A 25,833-nucleotide genomic window follows, 5' to 3' on the forward strand; every position below is an offset into this window, starting at 1 on the left:
TCAATAAATTGATGACAACTTCCTTAACTACCTCAACAACCAGATAAACCAACATGGCAAAATCAGCAAAAATAACCACAGACTCCAAGCCAGATAGTAAAGCAAAGGAAAGTTCATCAGGCACTCAGGAGAAAAAACAATCCAATTCAACTAAAAGCCGGTCAAAACAACCATTGCCCGTATACAATACGAATGAAGGTAAGCGCTTGCTCGAAGCTAACTGGAAAAAATGGGGTCCTTATGTTAGTGATCGCCACTGGGGTACAGTCAGAGAGGATTATAGCGCAGAAGGAGATGCATGGCGTTCCACAACTCATGATATGGCAAGATCTAAAGCCTGGCGCTGGGGAGAGGAGGCTATTGGAGGCATCTGCGACAATATGCAACATTTATGCTTTGGTTGGGCATTTTGGAACGGCAAGGATGCTATTTTGAAAGAAAGATACTTTGGCTTAAGTAATTATGAAGGCAACCACGGTGAAGATGTCAAGGAGTTATATTATTATTTAGATAATACGCCTACACATTCCTACATGAAAATGCTGTATAAGTATCCTTTTGCTGCATTTCCATATGAACAACTTCTTGAGGAAAATGCAAAAAGGACCCATAAGGATCCTGAATTTGAAATTCTGGATACCGGTGTGTTAGACAACGGCAGATATTTCGATATCCAGATAGAATACGCTAAAAATGAGCCTGAGGATATCTTAATCAGGCTCACCGTGACTAATAAAAGTGCGGATACCACCGCCCAGTTGCATATTCTTCCCACTCTTTGGTTCAGAAATGACTGGACCTGGGATCTGCAGCCCAATAAACCTTCCATTTTAAATGCAGGGCTGCATCAGTTAACCTTATTTAAGGATGTACTGGGTGAATATCAATTTTATACGGCTCCCACGGGTGCTCTGTTATTTTGTGATAATGAAACTAATAATAAGAAGCTTTATGCCAGTGAAAATGATAGCCAATATGTCAAGGATGGTATCAATGACTTTATCATTCATGGCAATAAAGAGTCCATTAACAATACAAAAGGAACAAAAGCGGCCATTCATATGCAGGTAACTCTTGAAGCTGGTGCACAAAACACATATCGTTTTCGATTATCTAAAACGCCGTTATCCGGACCTTTTAAAGACTTCGATGACATCTTCCTTCAAAGAGTAAAACAGGCGGATGAATATTACCATTCATTGCAGGATTTAGTACCCAATGATGAAGAAAGACTGATCCAAAGGCAAGCCCTGGCAGGCATGTTATGGTCAAAACAATTTTATCATTATAATGTTTCTAAATGGCTACAGGGTGATCCAGGAACACCTCCTCCTCCCAAACAAAGGGAACAGGGAAGAAACAGTGGTTGGCAACATGTGGATAATCTAAATATAATATCCATGCCAGACAAATGGGAATATCCCTGGTATGCCACTTGGGATTTGGCCTTTCATGCAGTGAATTTTGCTATGATTGACTCAAAATTTGCGAAGAACCAATTGAAAATTATTACGCATGAGTGGTACATGCATGCAAACGGTCAATTACCTGCGTATGAATGGGATTTTGGCAACGTTAATCCACCTGTCCACGCCTGGGCGACCTGGAGAGTGTACAAAATTGATGAGAAAAATCATGGTAAACCTGACACCGATTTCTTAAAACTGGTCTACCATAAGTTACTGTTGAATTTTACCTGGTGGGTTAACCGTAAGGATGCTGAAAAAAATAACGTTTTTGAGGGTGGATTTTTGGGTCTTGATAACATAGGCGTTTTTGACAGAAATGATGCGGTTGCAAATGGCGTGCAGTTAGAGCAATCTGATGCCACTGCCTGGATGGCCATGTTTGCATTAAATATGATGCGTATCGCACTGGAGCTATGCAAGACAGATATCGTATATCAGGATATGGCATCCAAGTTCTTTGAACACTTTTTATCCATTGCCTACGCTATGGAAAATGTAAAAGCAGGTGGTGACGGACTTTGGGATGAAGAGGATGAATTCTATTATGACCAGATTCATTCCAAATACGGAGAAAGTATTCGCCTGAAGCTAAGAAGTATTGTAGGCATTATTCCATTATTTGCCGTTGAAGTAATTGATGAGGCCAGTCTGCAACAGGCCCCTTTATTTATAAAGCGAATGAACTGGATATATGAAAACAAACCCGAATTAGCCAGCCTTGTTTCCAGATGGAAAGAGCAAAATAATACTTTGCATTTACTTTCCCTATTAAGGGGACACCGGATGAAAAAAATACTGCAAAGGATGCTAGACGAGAATGAGTTTTTAAGTGATTATGGAGTGCGTTCCGTGTCAAAATACCACAAAGACCATCCATACGTTCTGAAAATAGGCAATTTAATATATAACGTTGCATATACACCGGGAGAATCGGATTCTAATATGTTTGGAGGAAACAGTAATTGGCGTGGACCTATCTGGATGCCCATTAATTTCCTTATTATAGAAAGCCTTCAGCGTTTTCATTATTATTATGGGGAGGATTTTAAAGTGGAATGTCCAACAGGCAGCGGGCAGTATCTGACCATTCTGGAAATTGCTGAATTTTTAGCAGGGAGGAACCTGCAACTATTCGCAAAAGACCAAGATGGTAAGCGCGCCTTTTTAAACGGGGATGAAAAACAGCAAAATGATCCCGATTTCAATCAGTATATTTTGTTTCATGAGTATTTTCATGGCGACACTGGGAAAGGCCTTGGCGCTTCACATCAGACAGGATGGACAGGCATCATTGCTAAAATGATTCAATCGAAATATAACCAGAAAAAAAAGTGAGGTGTTCAACAAACAACATATTTAACCATTCAGCAACAAGTGCTATCGTCCCAGGCTAATTCCGTATCAGTCAGGATGGACAAAATCATTTTCATATAATTGGACAAGCCGAATTGAGAAAGCTTAAAGTCTTTTTATCTGAATTTTAAATTTCCTTTTGAATTATCCAATTCTTGCATACCTTTGCCAACGAAAATTTTTCCTCGGGGTGCTAATTCCATAACTGGAAAGCTGAGATTAAACCCGTATAACCTGAACAGGATAATGCCTGCGAAGGGAAGGCTACACCGCCCACCTGCCTGTATGCGCTGCATATTGTCTGTGTGTCCCCTCTCAAAGTCAATCTGTTCGCATTTAATTAATTATGCAAAGGTCATTTATAGTCCTATTTGTTGCTGTACTATTGTCATTGGTTATGTTGCCGGGTTTTACTTTGGCACAGCACATTCGTTTTCAAGGAAGGGTGCAAAATTCCGACAGGCAGCCGGTCGAAGGGACTACTGTTAAATATAAGGCCGTTAATAAGGATGATTCAGGCACAGTAATAGCTGATAATCAAGGAAATTTCAATATAAATTTTCAATATACTTCCAGGTACTTACTTATATTTTCTGCCGTGGGTTACGAAACGGTCCAAAGAGAAATCAAAGTTCTGGCAGAGAATCCCCTAGCAAAAACATTCATACTACCATCCATCACCACTACACTTGAACCATTGGAAGTTCGGGCAACCAGAGCCTCTGACAATGCTCCATTTGCCAAAACCAATATAAGTCAGGCAGCAATCAGCGAAAAAAACCTGGGACGGGATTTACCCTATTTACTGAATCAGACACCGGGCGTTGTTGTCAATTCCGATGCAGGTAACGGTATCGGATATACAGGAATTCATATCCGGGGCAGCGATGCGACCAGGACCAATGTCACCTTAAATGGTATTCCTTATAATGACGCGGAAAGTTCAGGTTCTTATTTTGTGGATATGCCTGATATTGCATCTTCAGTTAATTCGATTCAGATTCAAAGAGGGGTGGGGACCTCATCCAACGGAGCAGGAGCTTTTGGTGCCACCATTAATATCAGCACCAATGAAGTAAAGGAACTTCCTTATGCGACTTTAAGTAATAGTTATGGCTCCTATAATAGTTGGAAAAACACTGTTTCAGCAGGCAGTGGCTTGATCGATGGAAAGTTTACAGCAGATGTCCGCCTTAGCCACATCAGTAGCGATGGTTATATTGACCGTGCCTCAAGTAAACTGGAATCTTTGTTATTTTCGACAGCTTATATCGGTAAATCTACTACAGTCAGGTTCAATTTTATAACGGGTAAGGAAAAAACCTATCAGGCATGGAACGGGGTGCCTGAGCAATATATTAAAGATGATCCGACCTATAATGAGTTAGGTTATATAGAAAAAGACAGCAGTTATTATCCAAATCAAACCGATAATTATACCCAGAGCCATTACCAACTCTTTATCAATCACACATTTAATAAAGTCTGGTCCTTTAGTGTCGCTTCATTTTTGACCAGGGGTATCGGTTATTATGAAGAATATAAAAATAGTGCGGATTATGCCGATTATGGGATAACATCCATAGATCCTGATAATAGTTCAACAGATCTTATACGCAGAAAATACCTGGATAATTATTTTTACGGACAGACTTATTCTTTACAGTTCAAGCAGACAAAAGATTTATTAACCTTGGGCGGAGCCTGGACAAATTATGATGGCGGGCATTATGGCCGGGTCATATGGACCGCTAACGGAGGTACCCCTCAGGATTATGAATATTACAATACGCCTGCATATAAATACGACAAAAATGTCTATCTGAAATGGATGCATGATTTTGGGCAGAACTGGCATCTTTTTGCAGACATGCAGTACCGTCATGTATGGCATAAAATGAAAGGCTTCAGTGGACATCCTGATTTATTGGTTGAAAGAAAATTTGATTTCTATAATCCCAAACTGGGAATTTCATATACCAAAAATGGTTACCATGCCTATTTAAGCTATGCACTGGCCAACAAGGAACCCAATAGAGATGATTTCGAGGCAGGACTCACCCATCAACCAACAAGAGAACAGCTACATGATTTTGAGTTGGGTATCGAGAAAAAAACAGCGAAATATTTTTATGGAATCGGGCTTTATTATATGCGCTATAAGGACCAATTGGTTTTAACAGGCAAACTAAATGATGTTGGGGAGGCCACCCGGATTAATGTTCCCAACAGCTACCGGGCAGGTATTGAACTGCAGGGGAGTTACAATTTTGCCACCTGGGTGGATGCAAGTGCGAATGTTGCCTTGAGCAGAAACAAAATTAAAGAGTATACTGCCTATTATGCCAATTATGATGCCGATTGGAATGAACTTGACCCCATAGCCACTACACAAAAAAATACAGATATAGCTTATTCTCCAAATATCGTAGGTGGCTTCAGTCTGAATTTCCATCCTACCGGCCAATTAACCTTTTCTCTGGAAGGAAAATATGTGGATAAACAATATCTGGATAATACGCAAAATGATGACAGGCAGCTAAAAGGTTATTACAATCAGGATATTAGAGTCCGCTATCGTCTAGGCGGTAACTGGTTTAAAAAAATGCAACTTACCTTTCAGGTGTATAATCTGTTTAGTTCAACTTATTATACCAATGGGGCCACCTATCCTGAATATGAAGGAGGCCAGATAAACAATCTTTTATATTATTTCCCTGCGGCACCTATTCATTTTATGGCAGGTGTTCAAATTGAGCTATAAAATGGCATTAAAATATTTATATATATCATTATAAAAAAAAGGGGCAGACGCCCCTTTTTTATTATAATGATCCTGAGGTTTTCTGTAACGATAGTTAGTACTTGGATACCTTGTACCAAAGCTGTTGATTCACCGGCAAATACCTTAACTTAGCGGCATGGAAAAAAAACTATTTTTACTGGATGCTATGGCCCTGATTTACAGGGCATATTATGCTTTAATCCGTAATCCTCGGCTAACCTCCCAAGGCAAAAACACCAATGCTCAATTTGGTTTTACTAATACCTTACTTGAACTCCTAAGTAAATATAAGCCAACCCACATGGCGGTATGTTTTGATACGCATGCACCAACAGAGCGACATACTGATTTTGAAGAATATAAGGCCAATCGTCAGAAAGCGCCTGAAGACCTGCTTGATTCAATTCCTGACATTAAAAGAATCATTAATGGGTTTAATATCCCATGTATTGAATACGATGGCTATGAGGCTGATGATATTATCGGAACCTTGGCATGGCAGGCGGCGGATGTGGGCTATCAGGTTTTTATGGTGACCCCGGATAAGGATTATGGACAATTACTTACCAAAGAGAATGTTTTTATCTATAAACCTGCCTATATGGGCAAAAAAGAGGAGATATTAACCGCAGAGAAAATCTGTGAAAAATGGGATATCGCAAGAGTTGACCAGGTAGTGGATGTCCTGGGGTTAATGGGCGATGCGGTGGATAACATTCCCGGCATTCCAGGCGTAGGAGAAAAGACGGCTGCCAAGCTACTCAAAGAGTATGATACACTGGAAAACATCCTGGAGCACGCAAAGGAAATCAAAGGAGCTTTAGGAAAGAAAGTTCAGGAAGGGAAAGAAAGTGCTATACTTTCTAAGAAGCTAGCCACCATTATTACAGATGTTCCCGTCAAATTTCATGAAGAAGACTTTAGCGTAAGTGCCTTTAATCAAGAAGCGTTAGCTGAGGTTTTCTCTGAATTAGAATTTCGAACTTTAGGTAAACGCATATTAGGAGATAGTTTTAAAGTAGATGTGCAGGTAGCTGTCCAAAGGGATTTATTTGGCAATATCGTAGAATCCAGCACATCGATAACACAAGTTTCAAAATCCGGGGGAGACAGTTTCCTTCCAGAACAGGCTGAGACGGAAATGGTTGCCATGGAAGGCAAAACAATCGAAAATACACCGCATGAATATCACCTGGTTCAGGGAGATGCGGCAATTTTGGATTTAGTGGAAAAATTAGGTAAACACCATGAAATCTGTTTTGATACGGAAACAACCGGGACAGACCCCAATAATGTGGAACTTGTGGGAATGAGTTTTTCGGTTAAACCCGGTGAAGGCTTTTATGTTCCCGTCGACGCTGACCAGAAGGAGGCAAACCGCCAGGTTGCATTATTTACAGATTTGTTTCAGCGCAAGGATATTACCTGGATTGGACAGAATCTTAAATATGATCTGCTGGTCATGAAATGGTATGGGCAACAATTTCCCGGTAACATATTTGACACCATGGTTGCCGACTATGTTATTGAACCGGAAGGCAGAAGAAGCATGGATTTACTGAGTGAAAAATATCTGGGATACACCCCGGTATCCATTACGGAACTCATTGGTAAAAAGGGAAAAAATCAAGGCAATATGCGGGATGTTCCTGCTGAAAAGGTCGCAGATTATGCAGCTGAAGACGCAGACATTACCTTCCAATTAAAAGAGATATTTGTACCCCTGCTCAAAGAAAAAGAGGTTGAAAAAGTATTTTATGAAGCAGATCTGCCACTGGTAAAAGTACTGGCCGACATGGAATTTGAAGGCATTAGGGTAGATGAAGATTTTTTAAAGAACTATTCAGAAATCCTTGAAAGTGAAGCGGCAATATTTGAAAAAAGGGTATATGAGGCAGCTGGCGTACATTTTAATTTAGCGTCACCCAAACAACTAGGGGAAGTACTGTTTGAAAAGCTCAAGCTAGATCCTAAAGCCAAAAAAACAAAAACCGGCCAGTATGCCACGGGAGAAGATGTATTATCCAAACTTGCAGTACAACACCAGATTGCAGATGATATCTTAGGTTTTAGGGAATTGACAAAACTAAGAAATACCTATGTGGATGCAATTCCGCAATTAATCAATTCAAAAACAGGAAGAGTCCACACTTCTTATAATCAAACGGTGGTCGTTACGGGTCGACTAAGCAGCAATAACCCAAATTTGCAGAACATCCCCGTGCGGACAGAACGTGGGAAGGAAATCAGAAAGGCGTTTATCCCAAGAGATAACGACCACGTTTTACTGAGTGCCGACTATTCACAAATTGAGCTCCGGGTGGTAGCTGCTATCAGCGGAGACAAAAATATGGCAGAAGCATTCAAAAGCGGTGCTGATATTCATACAGCTACTGCAGCCAAGGTATTTGGTGTGGATATCGGGGAGGTAACCAAAGAACAAAGGTACCGTGCCAAAAGCGTTAACTTCGGGATTATTTATGGCCAGGGGGCTTTCGGGCTAGGTCAAAATTTAGGTATCTCCCGAACAGAGGCCAAAGAGATTATAGATAATTACAAAACTGAATTTTCAGGAATTGCAAAGTTTATGGAGGATACCATAGCACGGGCACAGCAAAATGGCTATGTGGAGACTTTGCTGGGCAGAAAAACCTGGATTCGTGACATTAATTCTGCCAACTTTACCGTGAAGGGCTTTGCAGAAAGAGTCGCAATTAATGCCCCTATACAAGGTACTGCAGCAGATATGATAAAGCTTGCCATGATTAGCATTCATAAAGAAATGCAGCAAAGAATGTTGAAATCAAGGATGATTCTTCAGGTTCATGATGAACTCATATTTGATGTTCATAAAGATGAATTAGAGGAAGTTAAAGCCTTAGTCCTGGAAAGAATGGAATCTGCGCTGCCTCTTCCCGGAGGCGTACCTGTGAAAGCAGAAATCGGTACAGGCAACAACTGGCTGGAAGCACATTAATACCATATAGTAACAATTTTTTCAACAAAAAGACGTTCATTAGAAATACGCATATTGATAAATTTAGAGACCACCGGTCCAACATAATGAGAAAAATAAAAAACTGGCCATCATTGTGCATACTGCTGCTAACCGTTTTGCTGCTTGGTTTTACAACAAGTTGTCAAAAAGATCAGCTCGTTTCCGGTAGTACTGTTTCCTTATACAATGAAACGGACTCCCTGCAATTTGATGAAGTTTTTACCACACAGCCGCAACCTACGCAACAAGTGAAAATCTTCAACGGTAGTGAAGGGACTGTATCCATCAATAACATAAAACTGGCGGGTGGTTCCAAATCCCCCTTCAAAATCAATGTTAATGGCCAGGCAGGGACTGATTTTTCAAATCTTAATCTGGCAAAAAATGACAGCCTTTATGTATTTGTCACGGTAACCCTGCCGGAGCATGACAAAGACACCCCCTTTGATGTACTGGATAGTATTGAATATCAATACGGAAATAAAACCGGAAAAATCATTTTATCTGCAACCGGAATAAATGCCTTTTATCTACCAGGTGGCAATATTTCCCACGATACGACCTGGACTGATCAGAGACCTATTGTTATAAGCGGCAATATTACCGTTGCCGAGGGAGCCACCTTGCAAATTAAGCCAGGCGCTCAAATCTATACGAAAGCGGGAAAGGGGATCCTTATTAATGGGCGGCTGGAGGCACTGGGTAGCGCAGATAGCGCAGCCCAGATATTAATGACCGGTAGTCGACTAGACGCTCCTTATAATAATATGCCGGGAAGCTGGCAGGGTTTAAATTTCGGTCCAAGCAGCAAAAACAATCATTTAACATTCGTACACCTCTACAATGCAGTAAACGCTATCAGTGATACCGATAAGCCAATATCCGGTTTTAATGTCCTTACCACTTCGGCCATATCACTGAATAACTGTATCATTATGCAAAGTGCCAAGGAAGCATTGCTTTTCAGACATAGCAGTGCCACAATATCCAATTGCCTGATTTACAATTCAGGTATGGCTATCAGGGCAATGGGAGGCAGCTATTCGCTGCAATACCTGACGCTTGCGGGTTATAGTAACGACTATATCTACCATACGAATCCATTGTTATATTTAGCCGATCATAATGGGCAAGGGAATCAGGATCCTTTACTTCTTAGCGCCACTAATTGTATTATTACAGGGGATAATGACGCTCTGGATGAACTTGCAGTGGACAATGTTTATAATCAGTTCACCCTTAGTTTTCAAAATGATTTAATTAAAGCCGTCAATCTTCCTTCCATAGGCACATTTACAAACTGCCTACTCAATGTGGATCCGGCCTTCACTTTGGTGGACAACAGAAGTTCCACCTATGATTTTCAGCCACTTAGCATTTCATCTGTCATTGCTTCAGCCAAACCAATTCAAGGTATTACTGCGGATTTATTAGGTCGGCTGAGAGATCCATCAGCCCCTACAATTGGTTGCTATGAATTTAAGGAAGCTACAACACCGTAAATTAAGCCCTTGATGTATATTTGAAAAGCATTCTTCAAATCAAAAATCATCAAGATGAAAAAATACTTTTTATTTAGCCTTTTAGCGATAGGTATGTTATGTAGCATGTCATTTAGAGATTCTGCCGGCGTACAGCAATTGGAGGTAGATACTGCTGCCATTACTACTAATTCCAACCTTATGCACCTTAAACCCAAAAAAATAATGGCAAAAAGCATTTATGATTTTAAAATAGCCTCCATTGATGGCGGAACCATTGATTTTTCAAAATTTAAAGGGAAATATATATTAATTGTCAATACTGCCTCGAAATGCGGCTTCACTCCGCAATACAAAGGATTGGAACAGTTATATAAGGATTATTCCGATAAGCTGGTAATTGTAGGCTTCCCTTCAGATAATTTCCATGATCAGGAATTTAAGGATAATAAAGATATTCAGGCTTTTTGTGAAAAAAATTACGGCGTCACTTTTCCCTTAACCACACGTGTGGATGTAAAAGGCGATAACATTACTCCTGTATTTGATTATTTAACCCATAAAGCAGAAAACGGACAACTTGACGCGGTCATTTCCTGGAATTTCAATAAATTTTTAATTAATCCAGAAGGCAAGCTACTGGCTCACTTTGATTCCAAGGTTACCCCGGAAAGCACCGAAATCATTCAATATCTGAAGCAATAAGCATCCGGCCTTTGTCCGGCCTCCTTATTCAATATTTTACCTCGCCCCCCTGATTGTTTAAATAATTTCACAATCAGGGGGCTTTTTTGTTATAAAAATTTAATTCGGCCCGTTACGTGGCTCTTTCCAGAGTAGTCTATCGCCAGAATAACCAATTTATTGGCTTAAAGCATAAAAATAACAGTCAATAAATGACAAAATAAGATCAATCAACCCTATAAAACTAAAGTCCGGACAGACCATTACATTAAACTATTTTATTATTTTATATATCTATAATATAATAAATACAATATACAAGGTCTAATTTTTGATAAAATTCAACGAATTTTAGACTTTATTGAATTTCCTGCAAAGATGTAGGCTCTTAACAAACATTAGTTTAAACATCTTCAAATTTTTTTGATGATTTTTTAGAAAATTTAAAATTTATTGTCTAATTTTATGCCTGTTCATTAAAAATGACGATTATATTCATTCACTATTTGTTGTAGATATGTCAAGACCAGAAAATCAGCAGGGACTATATGACAGCTCCTTTGAGCATGATGCGTGTGGTGTGGGGTTTGTAGCTAATATTAAAGGCAGAAAATCTCACCAGAATATTGCTGACGCCCTCACCATATTAGAGAATATGGAACACAGAGGGGCTTGTGGCTGTGAACAGAATACCGGAGACGGAGCCGGTATCATGATTCAGACACCTCATGAATTCTTTTTTGAGGAATGTTTGAAATCGGGCGTCCACCTGCCATCCTTTGGGAAATATGCAGTGGGCGTTTTGTTTTTTCCAAGAGACCTTAGATTAAGAGAAGAGTGCCGTGGAATTTTCAACCGTGCAGTTGAAACCTTGGGCCTGGAAATTCTTACCTATCGAAAGGTCCCGGTAAATACGGCAGGTATCGGTAATACCGCACTTTCTGTAGAACCTGAAATGGAACATGTGTTTATTGCCTGTCCGGATCACATCACAGATCCAGAAGCTTTCGAGAGAAAACTCTTTGTATTGCGCAACTATGCGGTACATACCATTCTAAATACAGTAAAAAACGATGAGATCGGTTTTTATATCGCATCACTATCTTATAAAACGGTCATTTATAAAGGGCAACTGACCAGTGGTCAGGTTCGTTCTTATTTTAATGACCTGAACAACAAAAAAGTTGTTTCTGCATTTGCACTGGTTCACTCCAGATTTGCAACCAACACCTTCCCATCCTGGAAACTGGCTCAGCCATTCCGCTATATCGCTCATAATGGAGAAATCAATACGCTGCAGGGTAACCTGAACTGGTTGAAAGCAGGAGAGGGCGATTTCGTGAGTGATTATTTTACGGAAGAGGAAGTAGATATGCTTTTACCTATTGTTACTTCTCAGCAGTCTGACTCGGCCTGCCTGGACAACATGGTAGAATTGTTGACATTGACTGGTCGTAGCCTGCCTCACGTCATGATGATGCTGATTCCTGAAGCATGGGATGGTAATGATCTGATGGATCCGGTCAAAAAGGCTTTCTATGAATACCATAGCTGCCTGATGGAACCATGGGATGGTCCTGCTACCATTTCTTTTACCGATGGTAAGATTATCGGTGCAACACTGGATAGAAACGGGCTTCGTCCGTCTCGATTCTGCCTGACTAATGACGATCGCGTCATTATGGCCTCAGAAACCGGTGCCTTAATCGTGGATCCAGCCACCATTATTAAAAATGGCCGTCTTCAACCGGGCAAGATGTTCGTTGTAGATATGGAACAGGGAAGAATCATCAGTGATGATGAGCTGAAAACTGAAATCTGTTCTGCCAAACCTTACGGGGAATGGCTGAATAAATATAAGATCCGCATGGAAGAACTTCCAGAGCCAAGAGTACAGTTTACGCACCTGGAAGATGCACAAATCTTTAAGTACCACAAAGCCTTTGGGTATTCCCAGGAAGATATCCATGATATCATTTCACCCATGGCTGTCGGAGGAAAGGAACCGATTGGTTCAATGGGTTCAGATGCTCCGCTGGCCGTACTTAGTGATCAGCCACAGCACTTGAGTGCCTACTTTAAACAATTATTTGCCCAGGTCACCAATCCACCGATTGACCCAATTAGAGAGCGTATGGTCATGAGCCTTGCTACCTTCCTGGGGTCTTCCGGAAACATTCTTAAAGAGGAGCCTGAATATTGTCATACACTTGCTTTAAAAAACCCAATTCTTAATAATATTGAGCTGGAAAAAATCCGCTCAATAGACACTGGTAGTTTCCAGGCCAAAACCCTACAGACTTATTTTAGAGCTAACGGAGAGCCTGGTTCGCTGAAGGCAGGTATCGACAGACTATGTCGTTATTCCGTTGATGCGGTCAATGATGGATTTGAAGTGTTGATTTTAAGCGACCGTGCCATTGACAGTGAACATGCTGCCATACCTTCTCTTCTGGCAGTTTCTTCGGTACACCACCATTTGATTCGTAAAGGTATGCGTGGAAAGGTGGCTCTTGTAGTGGAAGCGGGAGATATTTGGGAAGTTCATCACGCAGCTTGTCTTATCGGATTTGGCGCCACCGCCCTTAATCCTTACCTGGCACTGTCCACCATTCGTTCTCTAAAAATAACCGGCCGTCTTAAAACAGACCTCACTGTTCATGAGCTGAAAAAGAATTATGTGAAAGCCATTTGCGAAGGCCTATACAAAGTCTTCTCTAAAATGGGTATTTCTACCTTACAGTCATACCAGGGAGCGCAGATATTCGAAATCATTGGTATCAATAAAGAGGTAGTCGATCGCCACTTCACCGGCGCTACATCCAGAATTGAAGGGATGGGCCTGGATGAGATCGCTAAGGAAACATTATATAAACACCGTTTTGCTTTCAGTAAGACAGAAATACCGATTGATAGATTACCTGAGGGCGGTCTTTATCAATGGCGCAGAAAAGGTGAAGTACACTTATTTAATCCTTCCACTATTCACCTGTTACAGTATTCTACCAGGATGAATGATTATAAGATTTATAAGAAATACGCCAAATTAATAAATGAACAAGGTAAAAAAGCTGTAACGCTCCGTAGCCTGTTTGCGTTAAAACCAAACAGACCATCTATTTCCATAGATGAGGTGGAACCAGCGGAAAACATTTATAAGCGCTTTGCAACAGGAGCGATGTCATTTGGTTCTATCTCCTGGGAAGCACACACAACACTGGCAATTGCCATGAATCGTCTTGGCGGTAAAAGCAATACCGGTGAGGGTGGGGAAGACGAAATTCGTTATCAGCCAATGGAAAATGGCGATTCCATGCGTTCTGCAATCAAGCAGGTGGCCTCTGCCCGTTTTGGCGTTACCAGCCAATACCTGACTGAAGCTGATGAACTTCAGATTAAAATGGCCCAGGGGGCAAAACCAGGCGAAGGTGGTCAGCTACCAGGACATAAAGTAAATGACTGGATAGGCAGAGTTCGTCATTCCACACCAGGGGTAACATTAATCTCTCCTCCGCCGCACCACGATATTTATTCCATTGAGGATCTGGCCCAATTAATCTATGACCTGAAAAATGCGAACCGTGCTGCAAGAATTAATGTCAAGCTCGTTTCCAAAGCAGGCGTAGGAACGATCGCTGCCGGGGTGACAAAAGCCAAAGCAGATGTTGTACTGATTTCGGGATTTGACGGAGGTACCGGTGCGTCTCCAATCAGTTCCATCAAACATGCAGGCTTACCATGGGAACTTGGTTTAGCAGAAACACATCAGACACTGGTAAAAAATAATCTGCGTTCCAGAGTTGTAGTTCAGGCAGATGGACAGATGAAAACAGGTCTTGATATCGCTATTGCTACTTTATTGGGTGCAGAAGAATGGGGCGTTGCCACTGCCGCACTCGTGGTAGAGGGTTGTATCATGATGCGTAAATGTCATTTAAATACTTGTCCTGTAGGTGTTGCTACACAAAATGAAACTTTAAGAGGACGCTTTTCTGGCAATGCAGATCACGTTGTTAACTTCTTTAAATTCCTCGTTCAGGATTTAAGAGAAATTATGGCAGAACTTGGCTTTAAAACCATTAACGAAATGGTTGGACAGGTCGATTGCCTAGAAAGAAGAGAGAACATAACTCACTGGAAATTCTCTAAACTGGATCTTTCTCCAATTCTATATAAACAACCTACCGACAATAATTGTTCAGGGTTATATCAAACAGAATTACAGGATCATGGCTTAGATGAAGTACTGGATTGGCAGTTATTAAAAGCAGCAGCACCTGCCTTAAAAGACGGTACTCCGGTACAGGCATCATTCACCATCCGTAATATTGATAGAACTGCCGGAACCATATTATCCAATGAAATTACCAAAAAGTACAAAGCAGAAGGCTTGCCTGAAGATACCATAAAGCTTCATTTTAGCGGTACTGCAGGTCAGAGTTTTGGAGCGTTCAATACACGTGGTGTAACACTCGAACTGGAAGGCGACGCCAACGATTATATTGGTAAAGGCTTGAGCGGAGCTAAGATTATTGTTTATCCGTCCAAAAAATCCAGTTTCGTTGCTGAAGATAATATCATTATTGGGAATACCGCGTTCATCGGAGCTACATCCGGGGAAGCTTATATTCGAGGCAAAGCGGGTGAACGCTTTTGTGTAAGAAACTCCGGAGCCAAAGTTGTTGTAGAAGGTGTAGGAGATCACGGTTGTGAATACATGACTGGTGGCACTGCTGTTATACTGGGTGAGACCGGCCGCAACTTTGCAGCAGGTATGAGTGGAGGGGTGGCCTACATCTATGATGTAAAAGGTAATCTGCCTTCCCTGTTTAACGCAGAAATGGCTGATTTGGAGCCTCTTGATGAAGAGGACATTCCCAACCTCAAAACGATGATTGAGCAACACCTGGCTTATACAGGCAGCAAGGTAGCCAGCTTCATTATCAGCGACTGGGAAAACCAGCTGAAAAACTTTGTCAAAGCAATGCCACGGGATTATAAGAAAGTCCTTATGGCTGCCAGACAAAAAGCAGCTGCAGCAAAATAAAAGAGGCCTTCCACTCACAGGCAAGCGTTATGGGTGGAAGCCCTTCAAATTACACCAATAATATATTATTTATAATTAGGGGACGATGGGAAAAATAACAGGATTTTTAGAGCATACACGCGAACTACCCGAAAAAAGAAGCGTAGCGGAACGTGTCAAGGACTATAAAGAGTTCAATAACCTTTATAAAGGGAACAAACTCGTGGATCAGGCATCTAGATGTATGGATTGTGGCGTTCCTTTTTGTCACAATGGCTGTCCGCTGGGCAACCTGATCCCGGAATTTAATGACGCAGTTTACCGCGAAGACTGGAAAGAGGCATTTGATATTTTATCTTCAACTAATAATTTTCCGGAATTTACCGGTAGAATATGTCCGGCGCCTTGCGAAAGTGCCTGCGTATTAGGTATCAATCAACCGCCGATTGTAATCGAGGAGATTGAAAAACATATTATAGAAAAAGCTTTTGAGCTCGGGCTCGTTAAACCCCGCACTTCAATTGTGCGTACCGGTAAAAAAGTAGCCGTTATTGGTAGCGGCCCAGCGGGTCTGGCTGCAGCTACTCAGCTGAATAATGCAGGTCACCAGGTGACTATTTACGAGAGAGACGACGCACCGGGAGGATTATTAAGATACGGCATTCCGGATTTCAAACTGGAAAAAAATGTAATTGACCGTCGCTTAGCGGTATTAGAACAGGAAGGTGTAACCTTTAAACTCAATGCAAATGTCGGCGTCAATGTCAAACTAAATGATATACTGAGGGAGAACAATGCAGTTGTATTGGCCGGCGGTTCCACCGTACCCCGGGATTTACCTGTACATGGACGTTCTTTAAAAGGCATTTATTTTGCGATGGAATTCTTAAAGCAACAAAATAAGCGTGTTGCAGGAAAAGACCCTTTGGCTAAGCCTGAGATTGAGAGCAATATCCTTTCTGAAGAAATTTTAGCCACTGGCAAAAATGTTATCGTCATTGGTGGAGGTGATACCGGTAGCGACTGCGTGGGTACCTCCAACAGACATGGTGCGAAATCTATCACGCAGTTTGAACTGATGCCCGTTCCTCCAAAGGATCGTACAGAATTCATGCCTTGGCCTACCTACCCAATGATTCTAAAGACGACTTCTTCTCACGAAGAAGGGGCAGAGCGCCATTGGGCTATCGCTACTAAAGAATTCATCGGGGATGAAAATGGGAACCTCAAAGCCATCCGGGTGGTAGATTTAGAATGGAAATCTGAAAATGGCCGTCCTTCCCAATTCTTGGAAGTAAAAGGCAGTGAAAGGGAATTACCATGTGAGCTGGCATTACTGGCTATGGGATTCCTGCATCCTTTACAGACGGGACTGATAGATGAACTAGGCGTTGATCTTGACGAAAGGGGGAATATAAAAGCTTCTGAGAAAGCATATGCGACCTCCATCCCTAAGATTTATGCTTGTGGAGATATGCGTAGAGGTCAATCACTGGTCGTATGGGCCATTAGTGAAGGTAGGGAATGTGCCAGAAAAGTAGATGAATTCTTAATGGGACACTCTGTTCTGGAGAGTAAGGATGCGAATGTAGTCGTCAATAACGACTAATAACACAACGGGACACAACAAATAGTGAATATCAAAAAGCAGCCTCCTAAAAAAGGGCTGCTTTTACCTTATATAATCATTATAAATAATATATTTTTGGTTTCCCCAAAAGAAAAAAGCCCCAGTATATCTCTATACAAACGGGGCTTTTATGTAACCAACTATCATTTATGAATCAGGGGAAATTAATTATTCCGTTGTTCTGTTTTATTATTTTAGGACATTTTATTTATCAATAAAAAAATTGTCCTGCGCGATTACTGTGTGACCAGTGTTCCTACGTTCTGACCTTCAATTACCGCCCTTAGATTACCAGGCTTATTCATATCAAAGACAATAATAGGTAATTTATTTTCCATGCAGAGAGTAAATGCCGTCATATCCATAATCTTCAGATTATTGTCAATGCACTCTTTATAACTGATTGTTTCATACTTTACGGCTTGAGGATCCTTTTCGGGATCGGCTGTATATATACCATCTACACGGGTACCTTTTAAGATCACATCCGCTTTAATTTCTATAGCTCTTAAAGAACCGCCGGTATCAGTAGTAAAATATGGATTACCAGTTCCTGCTCCAAAAATAACGACTCTGTTTTTTTCCAGGTGACGAATAGCTCTTCTACGAATATATGGTTCAGCTACCTGATCCATCTGTAAGGCACTTTGCAACCGGGTAAAAATACCTATTTTTTCAAGCATAGCCTGCATTGCCATACCATTGATCACCGTTGCCAGCATCCCCATATAATCCCCGTGTGCTCTTTCAATGCCACTTTCAGCTTCATTCATACCCCGGTAAATATTACCGGCGCCGATTACAACTGCTACTTGAACCCCCATATCGGTGATACTTTTAATATCATTGGCGTATTGTTCGATAATTTTCGGGTCAAATGGTTCAGTACTGTTTTCGGCTTTCAGTGACTCACCAGAGAGCTTGAGTAAGACACGCTTATATTTAGGGAGCATGGTGATTGATTTGTTTGAATGCAAAATAAAGGGATTTTTTTTTTAATGCCAACTGCACTTATCGCCCTGCGCATACCAAATCAGCTCCGGTGCAGAAATTGTGGAAAAGTCTACCTTATATAAGTCTTTCATAAAGAATACTTTGCCAGTTTAAAAAGATTTCCCTAATATTGTATACAGCCAGCTTAGAAAACCAAACCTAATGGCTTTTTAATAATGTCTTTTCAAATTAATGCCAGCTACTGCGAGGAATTGCACTTTGAGCATACTAAATCCAGTGAACTTTACGCATTATTATTAGAGGCCATTCAGCTGTTGGGATGGAGCAGGGGTGCTTCAAAAATTGACCAGATTACGGCCTTTCCCGGCTTTTCCCTGATACCTTTCGGTGAAGTAGTCAATATGCAGATTAATTATGACAAGGTAGTTGTCACCAGTAGTTGCATTATGCCACAAATATGGAGTTTCGGGCAAAACAAAAGAAATATTCGAAAACTGGGACGGGCATTAAATCATTTAATCCAAAACAGAACAGAAGAGCAACTGAGGCAAAAATATTTCATTGCAAGTTCTGAATTTATCGCGGATACCCAAGAAAAAGTGCAGTCAGACCGGTTTAAGGAACTAACGAGTTCTACTAGTAAAATAACCGGCGTATTTTCTATTTTCAATCCTAAGCCGGGATATTATATTACTCCGATCCTTATAAATTTAAATATTCTTTATTTTATACTGCTTGGCCTTGCAGGTGCAGGATTTTGGAACTATAATCTACATGGTTTTGAATACCTGGGAGTTAATTTGCTGGATCTTACCTTGACCCAGCATGAATGGTGGCGATTATTAACCTATCAGTTCATGCATGGTGGCATTCTACATCTGTTAGGCAATATGTTTAGCTTACTGATGATAGGGGCATATCTGGAGCCACTTTTGGGAAAGTGGCGCTTTTTAGTTTTTTACCTGATTTGTGGCACTATTGGTGGATTATTCAGTATTTATATACATCCTTTTTTAGGCTCAGTAGGTGCATCGGCGGCTATAATAGGCATGTATGGTGTATTTCTGGGACTTCTAAGCTCAGATTTAATAGAAAAACATACCCGCAATGCTATATTATCCACTCTTATATTTTTCCTTACCCTGCAGTTGCTTTTTGGCTTACAGGGGCCTGTTGATAATAGTGCCCATGTGGGTGGCCTTCTAACGGGATTTGTGCTTGGCCTTATTTCCATAAGTGCAATCCGGAAAGAAAACACCTGGAATACAGTCAAAAGACTATCAATTATCGTATTAATGGCCATATTTATAATATTTTTCACTTTGAAGGAAATGCCCAATAAGGCCAATGAATTTAGGGCTGTTATTCAAGAATTTGGACTAAACGATGATCGAGCACAAAATTATCTTCGGATGTTGAATGAGTCCTCTGATGACGCAATTGTTCAGGAAATAAAAATTCAGTCTTTAGGTTTTATAAAACAAAATGCAGAAGTGCTCGACCGACTAGACCAAATGCCCATTGGAAAAAACGGCCATTACCGGGTAAATCTACTGCGTAAATACTTGCTACTGCAGGCAAAAAGAGCCAGTAGTGAAATGTTTTGGATCTATTATGGTCGCAGGACACCCAACGACAAGAAACAAATCGAAGCCTGTGATACAGAATTGCGACGTATCACCTATGAACTATCCAATACCAGCTGGACTTTTCAATAATCAATTCAAAAAAAGTGGCCTTAGTAGTGGATTTATAAAATCCGTTACTAAGGCCACAGGCCTGTCAAACCATCTTTTACAAGGGATATTAAAAATGCTTTTCTTTTTAAAGAGTTTCTTTCAGCCAGCTAAAGAATTCCCTTTGCCAAACCAAGGCGTTTTGAGGTTGCAATACCCAGTGGTTTTCATCGGGGAAATACAAAAATTTACTTTTAATGCCTTTTAGCTGTGCAGCCTGAAATGCTCCTTGCCCTTGCTCAATAGGAACACGATAATCAATGCCTCCTTGGACAATCATTATCGGCGTATTCCAATTCTGAACAAAATTTACAGGTGATGCATCATAAGAGGCCTGTGCTGCTTTATTATCCTTTTCCCAATAAAAGCCACCTTTTTCCCATTTCTCAAACCAGAGTTCATCAGTTGTTCCGGTCATGGAAACAAAATCAAAAACGCCGTCATGGGCAATAAAGGTTTTAAATCTGCCTTCATGTTTACCTGCTAACTCAAAAACTGAATAGCCGCCAAAACTGGCGCCCACACAACCTCTTCTTGCTGTATCAACATAAGACTCTTTTGAGATATCATCAATGGCATCCAGATAGTCCTGAATAACAGCACCACCCCAATGTTTGCTTACCGCAGCATTCCATTCAGTTCCATATCCCGGCATACCTCGGCGACAGGGAACAACTATAATATATCCCTGAGAAGCCATCAACTGAAAATTCCAGCGATAAGAGAAAAACTGGGTGGTCGCGGATTGAGGACCTCCCTGACAATAAAGTAAAGTTGGATATTTTTTCGTCTTGTCAAAATCAGGAGGGTAAACAATCCACTCCATCATCTGGTGGCCGTCTTTGGTTTTAATCCATTTTCGCTCAGTTGAGACGGGTGCCAGTGATTGATAAGCCTCATCATCCACATGGGTGAGCTGTTTTAAACTTCCGGTTTTAATATTTAAACTATACACTTCAGTCGCCCTGGAAATGTCTTCTTTTTCAACAATCAGCTCATCCCCAACCTGGGACAATATGGATTTAATATCAAAATCGCCTTTTGATATTTGGCGGATCTGAGGCATCATCTTGGTCAGACCTATATCAAGAACTGAAAAAACCTGTAGGGTTCCATCAACAGGAGCCACGAAAAACAATGTCCGGTCATCATTACCCCATTTAAAGGAAGCCACGTTTATTTGGTCCTTAAAGCCAGTCAGGTTCACTGTCAAGTCACCAGTAAGAACGACCAGATCCGTTTTATCCGCTTCATATCCCGGCGTTTTCATTTGTAACCAGGCCATTTTACCTTTCTTATTAAAAGCCGGAGATAGGTCATAACCCAGATTTTTCTCAGTTAGGTTTTCTGTCTGACCGGAAGCGATATCATAGGCATAAATATCTGTGTTGGTACTCTGAGCATAGGCAGTTCCATACTCTTTTTTGCAGACATAAATGATTTTTTTACTGTCCGGCGTCCAGATGTAATCTTCAGCCCCCCCGAAAGGCTGTTGAGGACAAAAATATGGTTCTTCACCCATTATATCTTTCTTGTTACTTTCCTGGGCCTGGCCATGCTCATAGGGTGAATAAAAAACATGATCAAATTCTCCATCAAACCATTTATCCCAATGGCGATAATTCAAGGAGGTGTATACCTGAGCGGATGTTTTTGTCAATTCTGGAAACCGGTCACGACCTAAAACTTTTTCCAGTTTAACTTTCTCAGTTGATAATATATACTTCCCATCGGGAGAAACCCTGTCATTTTCCAACAATGTATTTTTCTGTTCTTCAGTTATTTCAGTAGCCTGACCGCCATTAATGGGCATCTGATAATAGACGTTATTCATTTTATTTTCCTGGATATCAGGAGTGGATACTTTGTAAATTAAAGAAGTTCCATCCTTGGAAACTCCCTGGGCGCTAACCCGCCCCAATGATAATAATCCTTCAGGAGTCATAGGAGATTTCTGCGCGTTGGCCTGTAACATGGTAAAAGCGGCTAATGTGAATAATAATTTTTTCATATAATGGAAATTTAGTTAGGCTACTCTTAAGAGCCGTTTAATTTGATTTTTAAAACGTCTGACTGTTAGCCATACGGGCAAAAATAGATAAATTTAAGGCAGTTTATCAAAACCAAATAATTCTCATATTTGTTAAAGCCAAACGGCTTACTGAATTATTAGTTAAAAGACAATTATATGACAGAGCCATTTTATGAAAATAATAAAGAGAGCTTATTTTTGCCTCAACCTGGGTAAAACACTTTTTATCAGAGGTTTACACCATTTAATCATAAAGAAAAATAATATGAGATTATTATCCCATTCCGCTGCCATTTTATTTAGTAGCTCCCTTTTATTATTAGCATCCTGTGGAGGCTCTCAAAATAGTGAAGCAGCTAAAACGCAGGAAGCTCAAAAAGTGACAGCGGCCCAAGGCAGCATAATACCTGTTGATACAGCTGACAGTAAGGTTCTTTGGAAAGGTTCCAAGTTGATAGGAGAGGGTCACTCAGGTTTTGCACCTATCTCCGTAGGTCAGGTAAGCGTTGTAGGTAACCAGATTACAGGTGGCAAAATTACCATTGATATGAAAGATTTGCAGCCCACCGATCAGGATCAGGAGGGTAATACTAAACTAAAGGGGCATTTGGGTTCTCAGGATTTCTTCTCCGTGGATTCTTTTCCTACTGCAACTTTTGAAATTACAAAAATTGAAACAGGAACTGCGCCTTCAAATCTGACACCAGACAGCGGAAAGGACACAAAAGCTGCAGGTATCAACTCCAATGCGATCGTAACCGGAAATATGACCATCAAAGGAATTGCAAAATCCATTTCATTTCCAGCTGAAGTACATGCAGATACCACTGCAGTTAATTTTAAAGCGGCATTTGCCATTGATCGCACTGTCTGGGGTATTAACTATGGATCAGAAAACTCCATCAAAGATAAAATAATTAGCAAAAACATTGATTTTCAAATAAATATAAAAGCAGGGCATTAATATGTATGACCTAATTATTAAGGGTCTTTTGCACCTTTAATCTATATTTTTTCATAATTTTATTGATTATAGCTGGTTTTGACTGTCGTTTATTTGTCTGTGCCGGCTATTTTCAGTAACTTTGCCGCCGATTTTGTGGGGAATTATGTTATAATATTGAAAATTAAAACTAATTTTGAAACAAATCGACCTTAAGGTACGTTTTATATATTCAATTAAAGCCATTAAACAATATGAGGCAGCTTAAAATTGCCACTCAGATCACCAATCGTGATTCGCAGGCCGTAGAAAAATATCTTCAGGAGATATCAAAGATTTCTATGATTACTCCGGAAGAAGAAACCACGCTGGCTCAGCGGATTAAAATGGGTGATCAATGGGCTTTAGACAAATTAGTTCAATCTAATTTGCGCTTTGTGGTATCTGTTGCTAAGCAGTACCAACATCAAGGTTTATCACTTAGCGATCTGATTAACGAGGGTAACCTCGGATTAATTAAAGCGGCACAACGCTTTGACGAAACCAAAGGTTTCAAATTTATCTCTTACGCGGTATGGTGGATTCGCCAGTCCATTTTACAGGCGTTGGCAGAGCAGGGTAGACTAGTCCGCCTGCCTCAAAACAAAATTGGCACCTACAACAAGGCTAATAAAGCCTACATGGCATTCGAACAAGAACATGAAAGAGAGCCAAGTACGGAAGAATTAGCCAGTATCCTGGAAATGAGTGAAACAGAAATCAACAACATTTTCCAAAGTAATACCAGACACACATCTCTGGATGCACCCGTGCACGAGGCAGAGGATGTTGCCATGGGAGACCTTTTGGAAGGTGCTGATGACACAGATGACGATGTCATGAAAGATTCACTCAGAGAAGAAATCCGTCGGGTACTTAAGTCACTTAGCCCAAGAGAAGCAGAAATCGTAAATGCTTATTTTGGTCTGGAAGGCGAAAACGGTATTACCATTGAACAGATTGGTCAAAAATACGATCTGACAAAGGAACGTATCCGTCAAATCAAAGAAAGAGCGATCAAACGTTTGCAAAAAGCCCGCTATAGCGGTGCCTTAAAATCCTATTTAGGTTAATAATAGGAAGAAAATTATCTCTTAGACGCCTTTGCAAAATGCAAAGGCGTCTTTTTTTGCCTGAAATTCGTCTGCCCGTCTCCCCAATATTTTCATAAATTTTATTTTCAGAACACACTGATTGTTAATTAATACTAACATTTCTTCTCAATATCCCTGTCAGGAAGTTTAAAATAATGCAAAAAAATTGCTGGTTATTAAGTAAGGTTTTGTATTTTTATATTATGTATAACATAATACTATCAATCAATTTCATTTAAAATCACCTTTTTCACCCTAGTCTTAAATTAAACAAATGTCCCTTAAAATTCCCATCCGGCAATTTGCTGTTCTAACGCTCGCCTTTGCCGTTTATAGCTTTAACGGTTGTTCAAAAAGTACTTCAGATACAACGGTTACTCCGGATCCTACGCCTGATACAACGAGTCATACCACACCAGTTACCTCACCTGCTGCTACGGCAAAGTCCAGTTATACATTAATCTGGTCTGATGAGTTTAACCAAGATGGAGATATTGATCCAAATTACTGGTCATATTGTCCAAGAGGCACAGTTGCCTGGACAACATATTTAACTGAAAATCCAAATTATGCTCATTTAAGTAATGGCAACCTTAATTTAAGACTGGACAATGCCATTATTGACGGTGACAATGCGGCCTATCATAGTGGAGGCATTAAAACTGCTGGTAAATTTAATTTTACATACGGCAAAATAGAAGTTCGGGCAAAATTCACGCAAGGCCAGGGTTCCTGGCCCGCCATCTGGTTGATGCCGGATGATCCTTCCTCCTATGGGGGATGGCCGGCCAGTGGCGAAATTGATATCATGGAACACGTGAAATATTATGATTATGTCGGTCAGACCTTACACAATAGTACGGTTACTAAATCTGATGGCGGAAGTACAGCTGGAGTTGCCGCAGACTATAATACTACAGATTTTAATATTTACGGCCTTGAATGGACACCAACCACCATTAACTTCTATGTCAATGATAAACTGACCAATACTTACACAAAAATAGCTGGTGCCGGTAGCAGCCAGTGGCCATATGACAAACCATTTTATATTATTTTAAACCAGTCGGGAGGTGCGGGTATGGCAGGCTCTATTACAGATGCTGAATTACCCTTCACAATGGATGTTGATTATGTCAGAGTATATAAAAATTCCTACCTCACGGATGGAGATTTTGAATCTGAACAACTTACAGGATGGACATCCACCGGAACAGATGCAACACTCACCACCGACAATGTTCAGGCAGGTAAAAAGGCGATACTACTCAGTGGAGAAAATGCTGGGATTGAACAGAAAATCACAGGTCTGGCAGGTAATACCCACTACCGTTTCGGAGGCTTTGGTTTAGTATCCGCAAGTGGTGTAACAGCTACCATGGGAGCCAAAGATTTTGGTGATACGGAAGTGAAGACGGATCTCACAAAATTAAATTATACACAAGGTTATGTTGATTTTACGACTGGCGTTTCTGATACAACCGTTACTGTTTATTTTCAGAAATCTGGAGGAGGTACGGCTAGTGGGGATGATTTTTATCTGGAAGTGATGCAGTAATAAAATTAATTGGCATCTTTTTAAAACAGTTCCAATAAAATAACCATAATT

The 25,833-nt window shown here is 40.6% G+C and carries 13 protein-coding genes and 1 riboswitch; of the genes, 11 read left to right on the plus strand and 2 right to left on the minus strand.

What is annotated here, in order from left to right; genetic code table 11:
• The first annotated feature begins 53 nt into the window (after positions 1-53).
• The 7 genes from BLU80_RS04130 (at position 54) to BLU80_RS04160 (ending at position 17,405) form a co-directional block, all read left to right on the plus strand.
• Complete coding sequence (locus BLU80_RS04130; RefSeq protein ID WP_139188083.1) at positions 54-2,804, plus strand: MGH1-like glycoside hydrolase domain-containing protein; 2,751 nt, start codon at positions 54-56, stop codon at positions 2,802-2,804.
• A gap of 194 nt (positions 2,805-2,998) precedes the next feature.
• A riboswitch (TPP riboswitch) is annotated at positions 2,999-3,100 on the plus strand.
• 119 nt (positions 3,101-3,219) lie between these two features.
• Complete coding sequence (locus tag BLU80_RS04135; protein WP_244518736.1) at positions 3,220-5,586, plus strand: TonB-dependent receptor; 2,367 nt, start codon at positions 3,220-3,222, stop codon at positions 5,584-5,586.
• A gap of 157 nt (positions 5,587-5,743) precedes the next feature.
• A complete protein-coding gene (polA, locus tag BLU80_RS04140) occupies positions 5,744-8,584 on the plus strand; it encodes a DNA polymerase I (RefSeq protein ID WP_091393856.1) in 2,841 nt (946 codons plus the stop codon).
• Between the two features lie 86 nt (positions 8,585-8,670).
• Positions 8,671-10,107 (plus strand): hypothetical protein, encoded by a 1,437-nt coding sequence (locus BLU80_RS04145; protein ID WP_139188084.1) that lies wholly within the window; start codon positions 8,671-8,673, stop codon positions 10,105-10,107.
• A gap of 54 nt (positions 10,108-10,161) precedes the next feature.
• Positions 10,162-10,791, plus strand: coding sequence for a glutathione peroxidase (locus BLU80_RS04150; RefSeq protein WP_091393862.1), 630 nt, complete (start codon positions 10,162-10,164; stop codon positions 10,789-10,791).
• A 496-nt stretch (positions 10,792-11,287) separates the two neighbouring features.
• On the plus strand, positions 11,288-15,817 hold the full coding sequence (gene gltB / locus BLU80_RS04155; protein ID WP_091393865.1) for a glutamate synthase large subunit: 4,530 nt from the start codon (positions 11,288-11,290) through the stop codon (positions 15,815-15,817).
• Positions 15,818-15,902: 85 nt separating this feature from the next.
• Positions 15,903-17,405 carry a glutamate synthase subunit beta gene (locus tag BLU80_RS04160; RefSeq protein WP_091393868.1) on the plus strand — a complete coding sequence of 501 codons (1,503 nt, stop codon included), beginning with the start codon at positions 15,903-15,905 and terminating at the stop codon, positions 17,403-17,405.
• 257 nt (positions 17,406-17,662) lie between these two features.
• On the opposite strand, the gene pyrH is transcribed toward BLU80_RS04160, so the two are convergent.
• A complete protein-coding gene (gene pyrH / locus BLU80_RS04165) occupies positions 17,663-18,379 on the minus strand; it encodes a UMP kinase (protein ID WP_091393871.1) in 717 nt (238 codons plus the stop codon).
• A gap of 216 nt (positions 18,380-18,595) precedes the next feature.
• Here pyrH and BLU80_RS04170 point away from each other — a divergent pair, with 216 nt between their 5' ends.
• Positions 18,596-20,098, plus strand: a complete 1,503-nt coding sequence (locus BLU80_RS04170; RefSeq protein ID WP_091393874.1) for a rhomboid family intramembrane serine protease — start codon at positions 18,596-18,598, stop codon at positions 20,096-20,098.
• 106 nt (positions 20,099-20,204) lie between these two features.
• On the opposite strand, the gene BLU80_RS04175 is transcribed toward BLU80_RS04170, so the two are convergent.
• A complete protein-coding gene (locus BLU80_RS04175) occupies positions 20,205-22,127 on the minus strand; it encodes a S9 family peptidase (RefSeq protein WP_091393877.1) in 1,923 nt (640 codons plus the stop codon).
• Positions 22,128-22,413: 286 nt separating this feature from the next.
• Here BLU80_RS04175 and BLU80_RS04180 point away from each other — a divergent pair, with 286 nt between their 5' ends.
• The 3 genes from BLU80_RS04180 (at position 22,414) to BLU80_RS04190 (ending at position 25,782) form a co-directional block, all read left to right on the plus strand.
• Positions 22,414-23,112 (plus strand): YceI family protein, encoded by a 699-nt coding sequence (locus BLU80_RS04180; protein ID WP_170831135.1) that lies wholly within the window; start codon positions 22,414-22,416, stop codon positions 23,110-23,112.
• A 233-nt stretch (positions 23,113-23,345) separates the two neighbouring features.
• Positions 23,346-24,203: a sigma-70 family RNA polymerase sigma factor gene (locus tag BLU80_RS04185; protein ID WP_091393883.1), complete on the plus strand. Its 858-nt coding sequence runs from the start codon at positions 23,346-23,348 to the stop codon at positions 24,201-24,203.
• A 295-nt stretch (positions 24,204-24,498) separates the two neighbouring features.
• The gene (locus tag BLU80_RS04190) at positions 24,499-25,782 is read left to right on the plus strand and encodes a family 16 glycosylhydrolase (RefSeq protein ID WP_091393886.1); all 1,284 of its coding nucleotides are present in this window, start codon (positions 24,499-24,501) and stop codon (positions 25,780-25,782) included.
• Positions 25,783-25,833: the final 51 nt, after the last annotated feature.

The organism is Arachidicoccus rhizosphaerae, from assembly GCF_900107765.1.
Classification (GTDB): domain Bacteria; phylum Bacteroidota; class Bacteroidia; order Chitinophagales; family Chitinophagaceae; genus Arachidicoccus; species Arachidicoccus rhizosphaerae.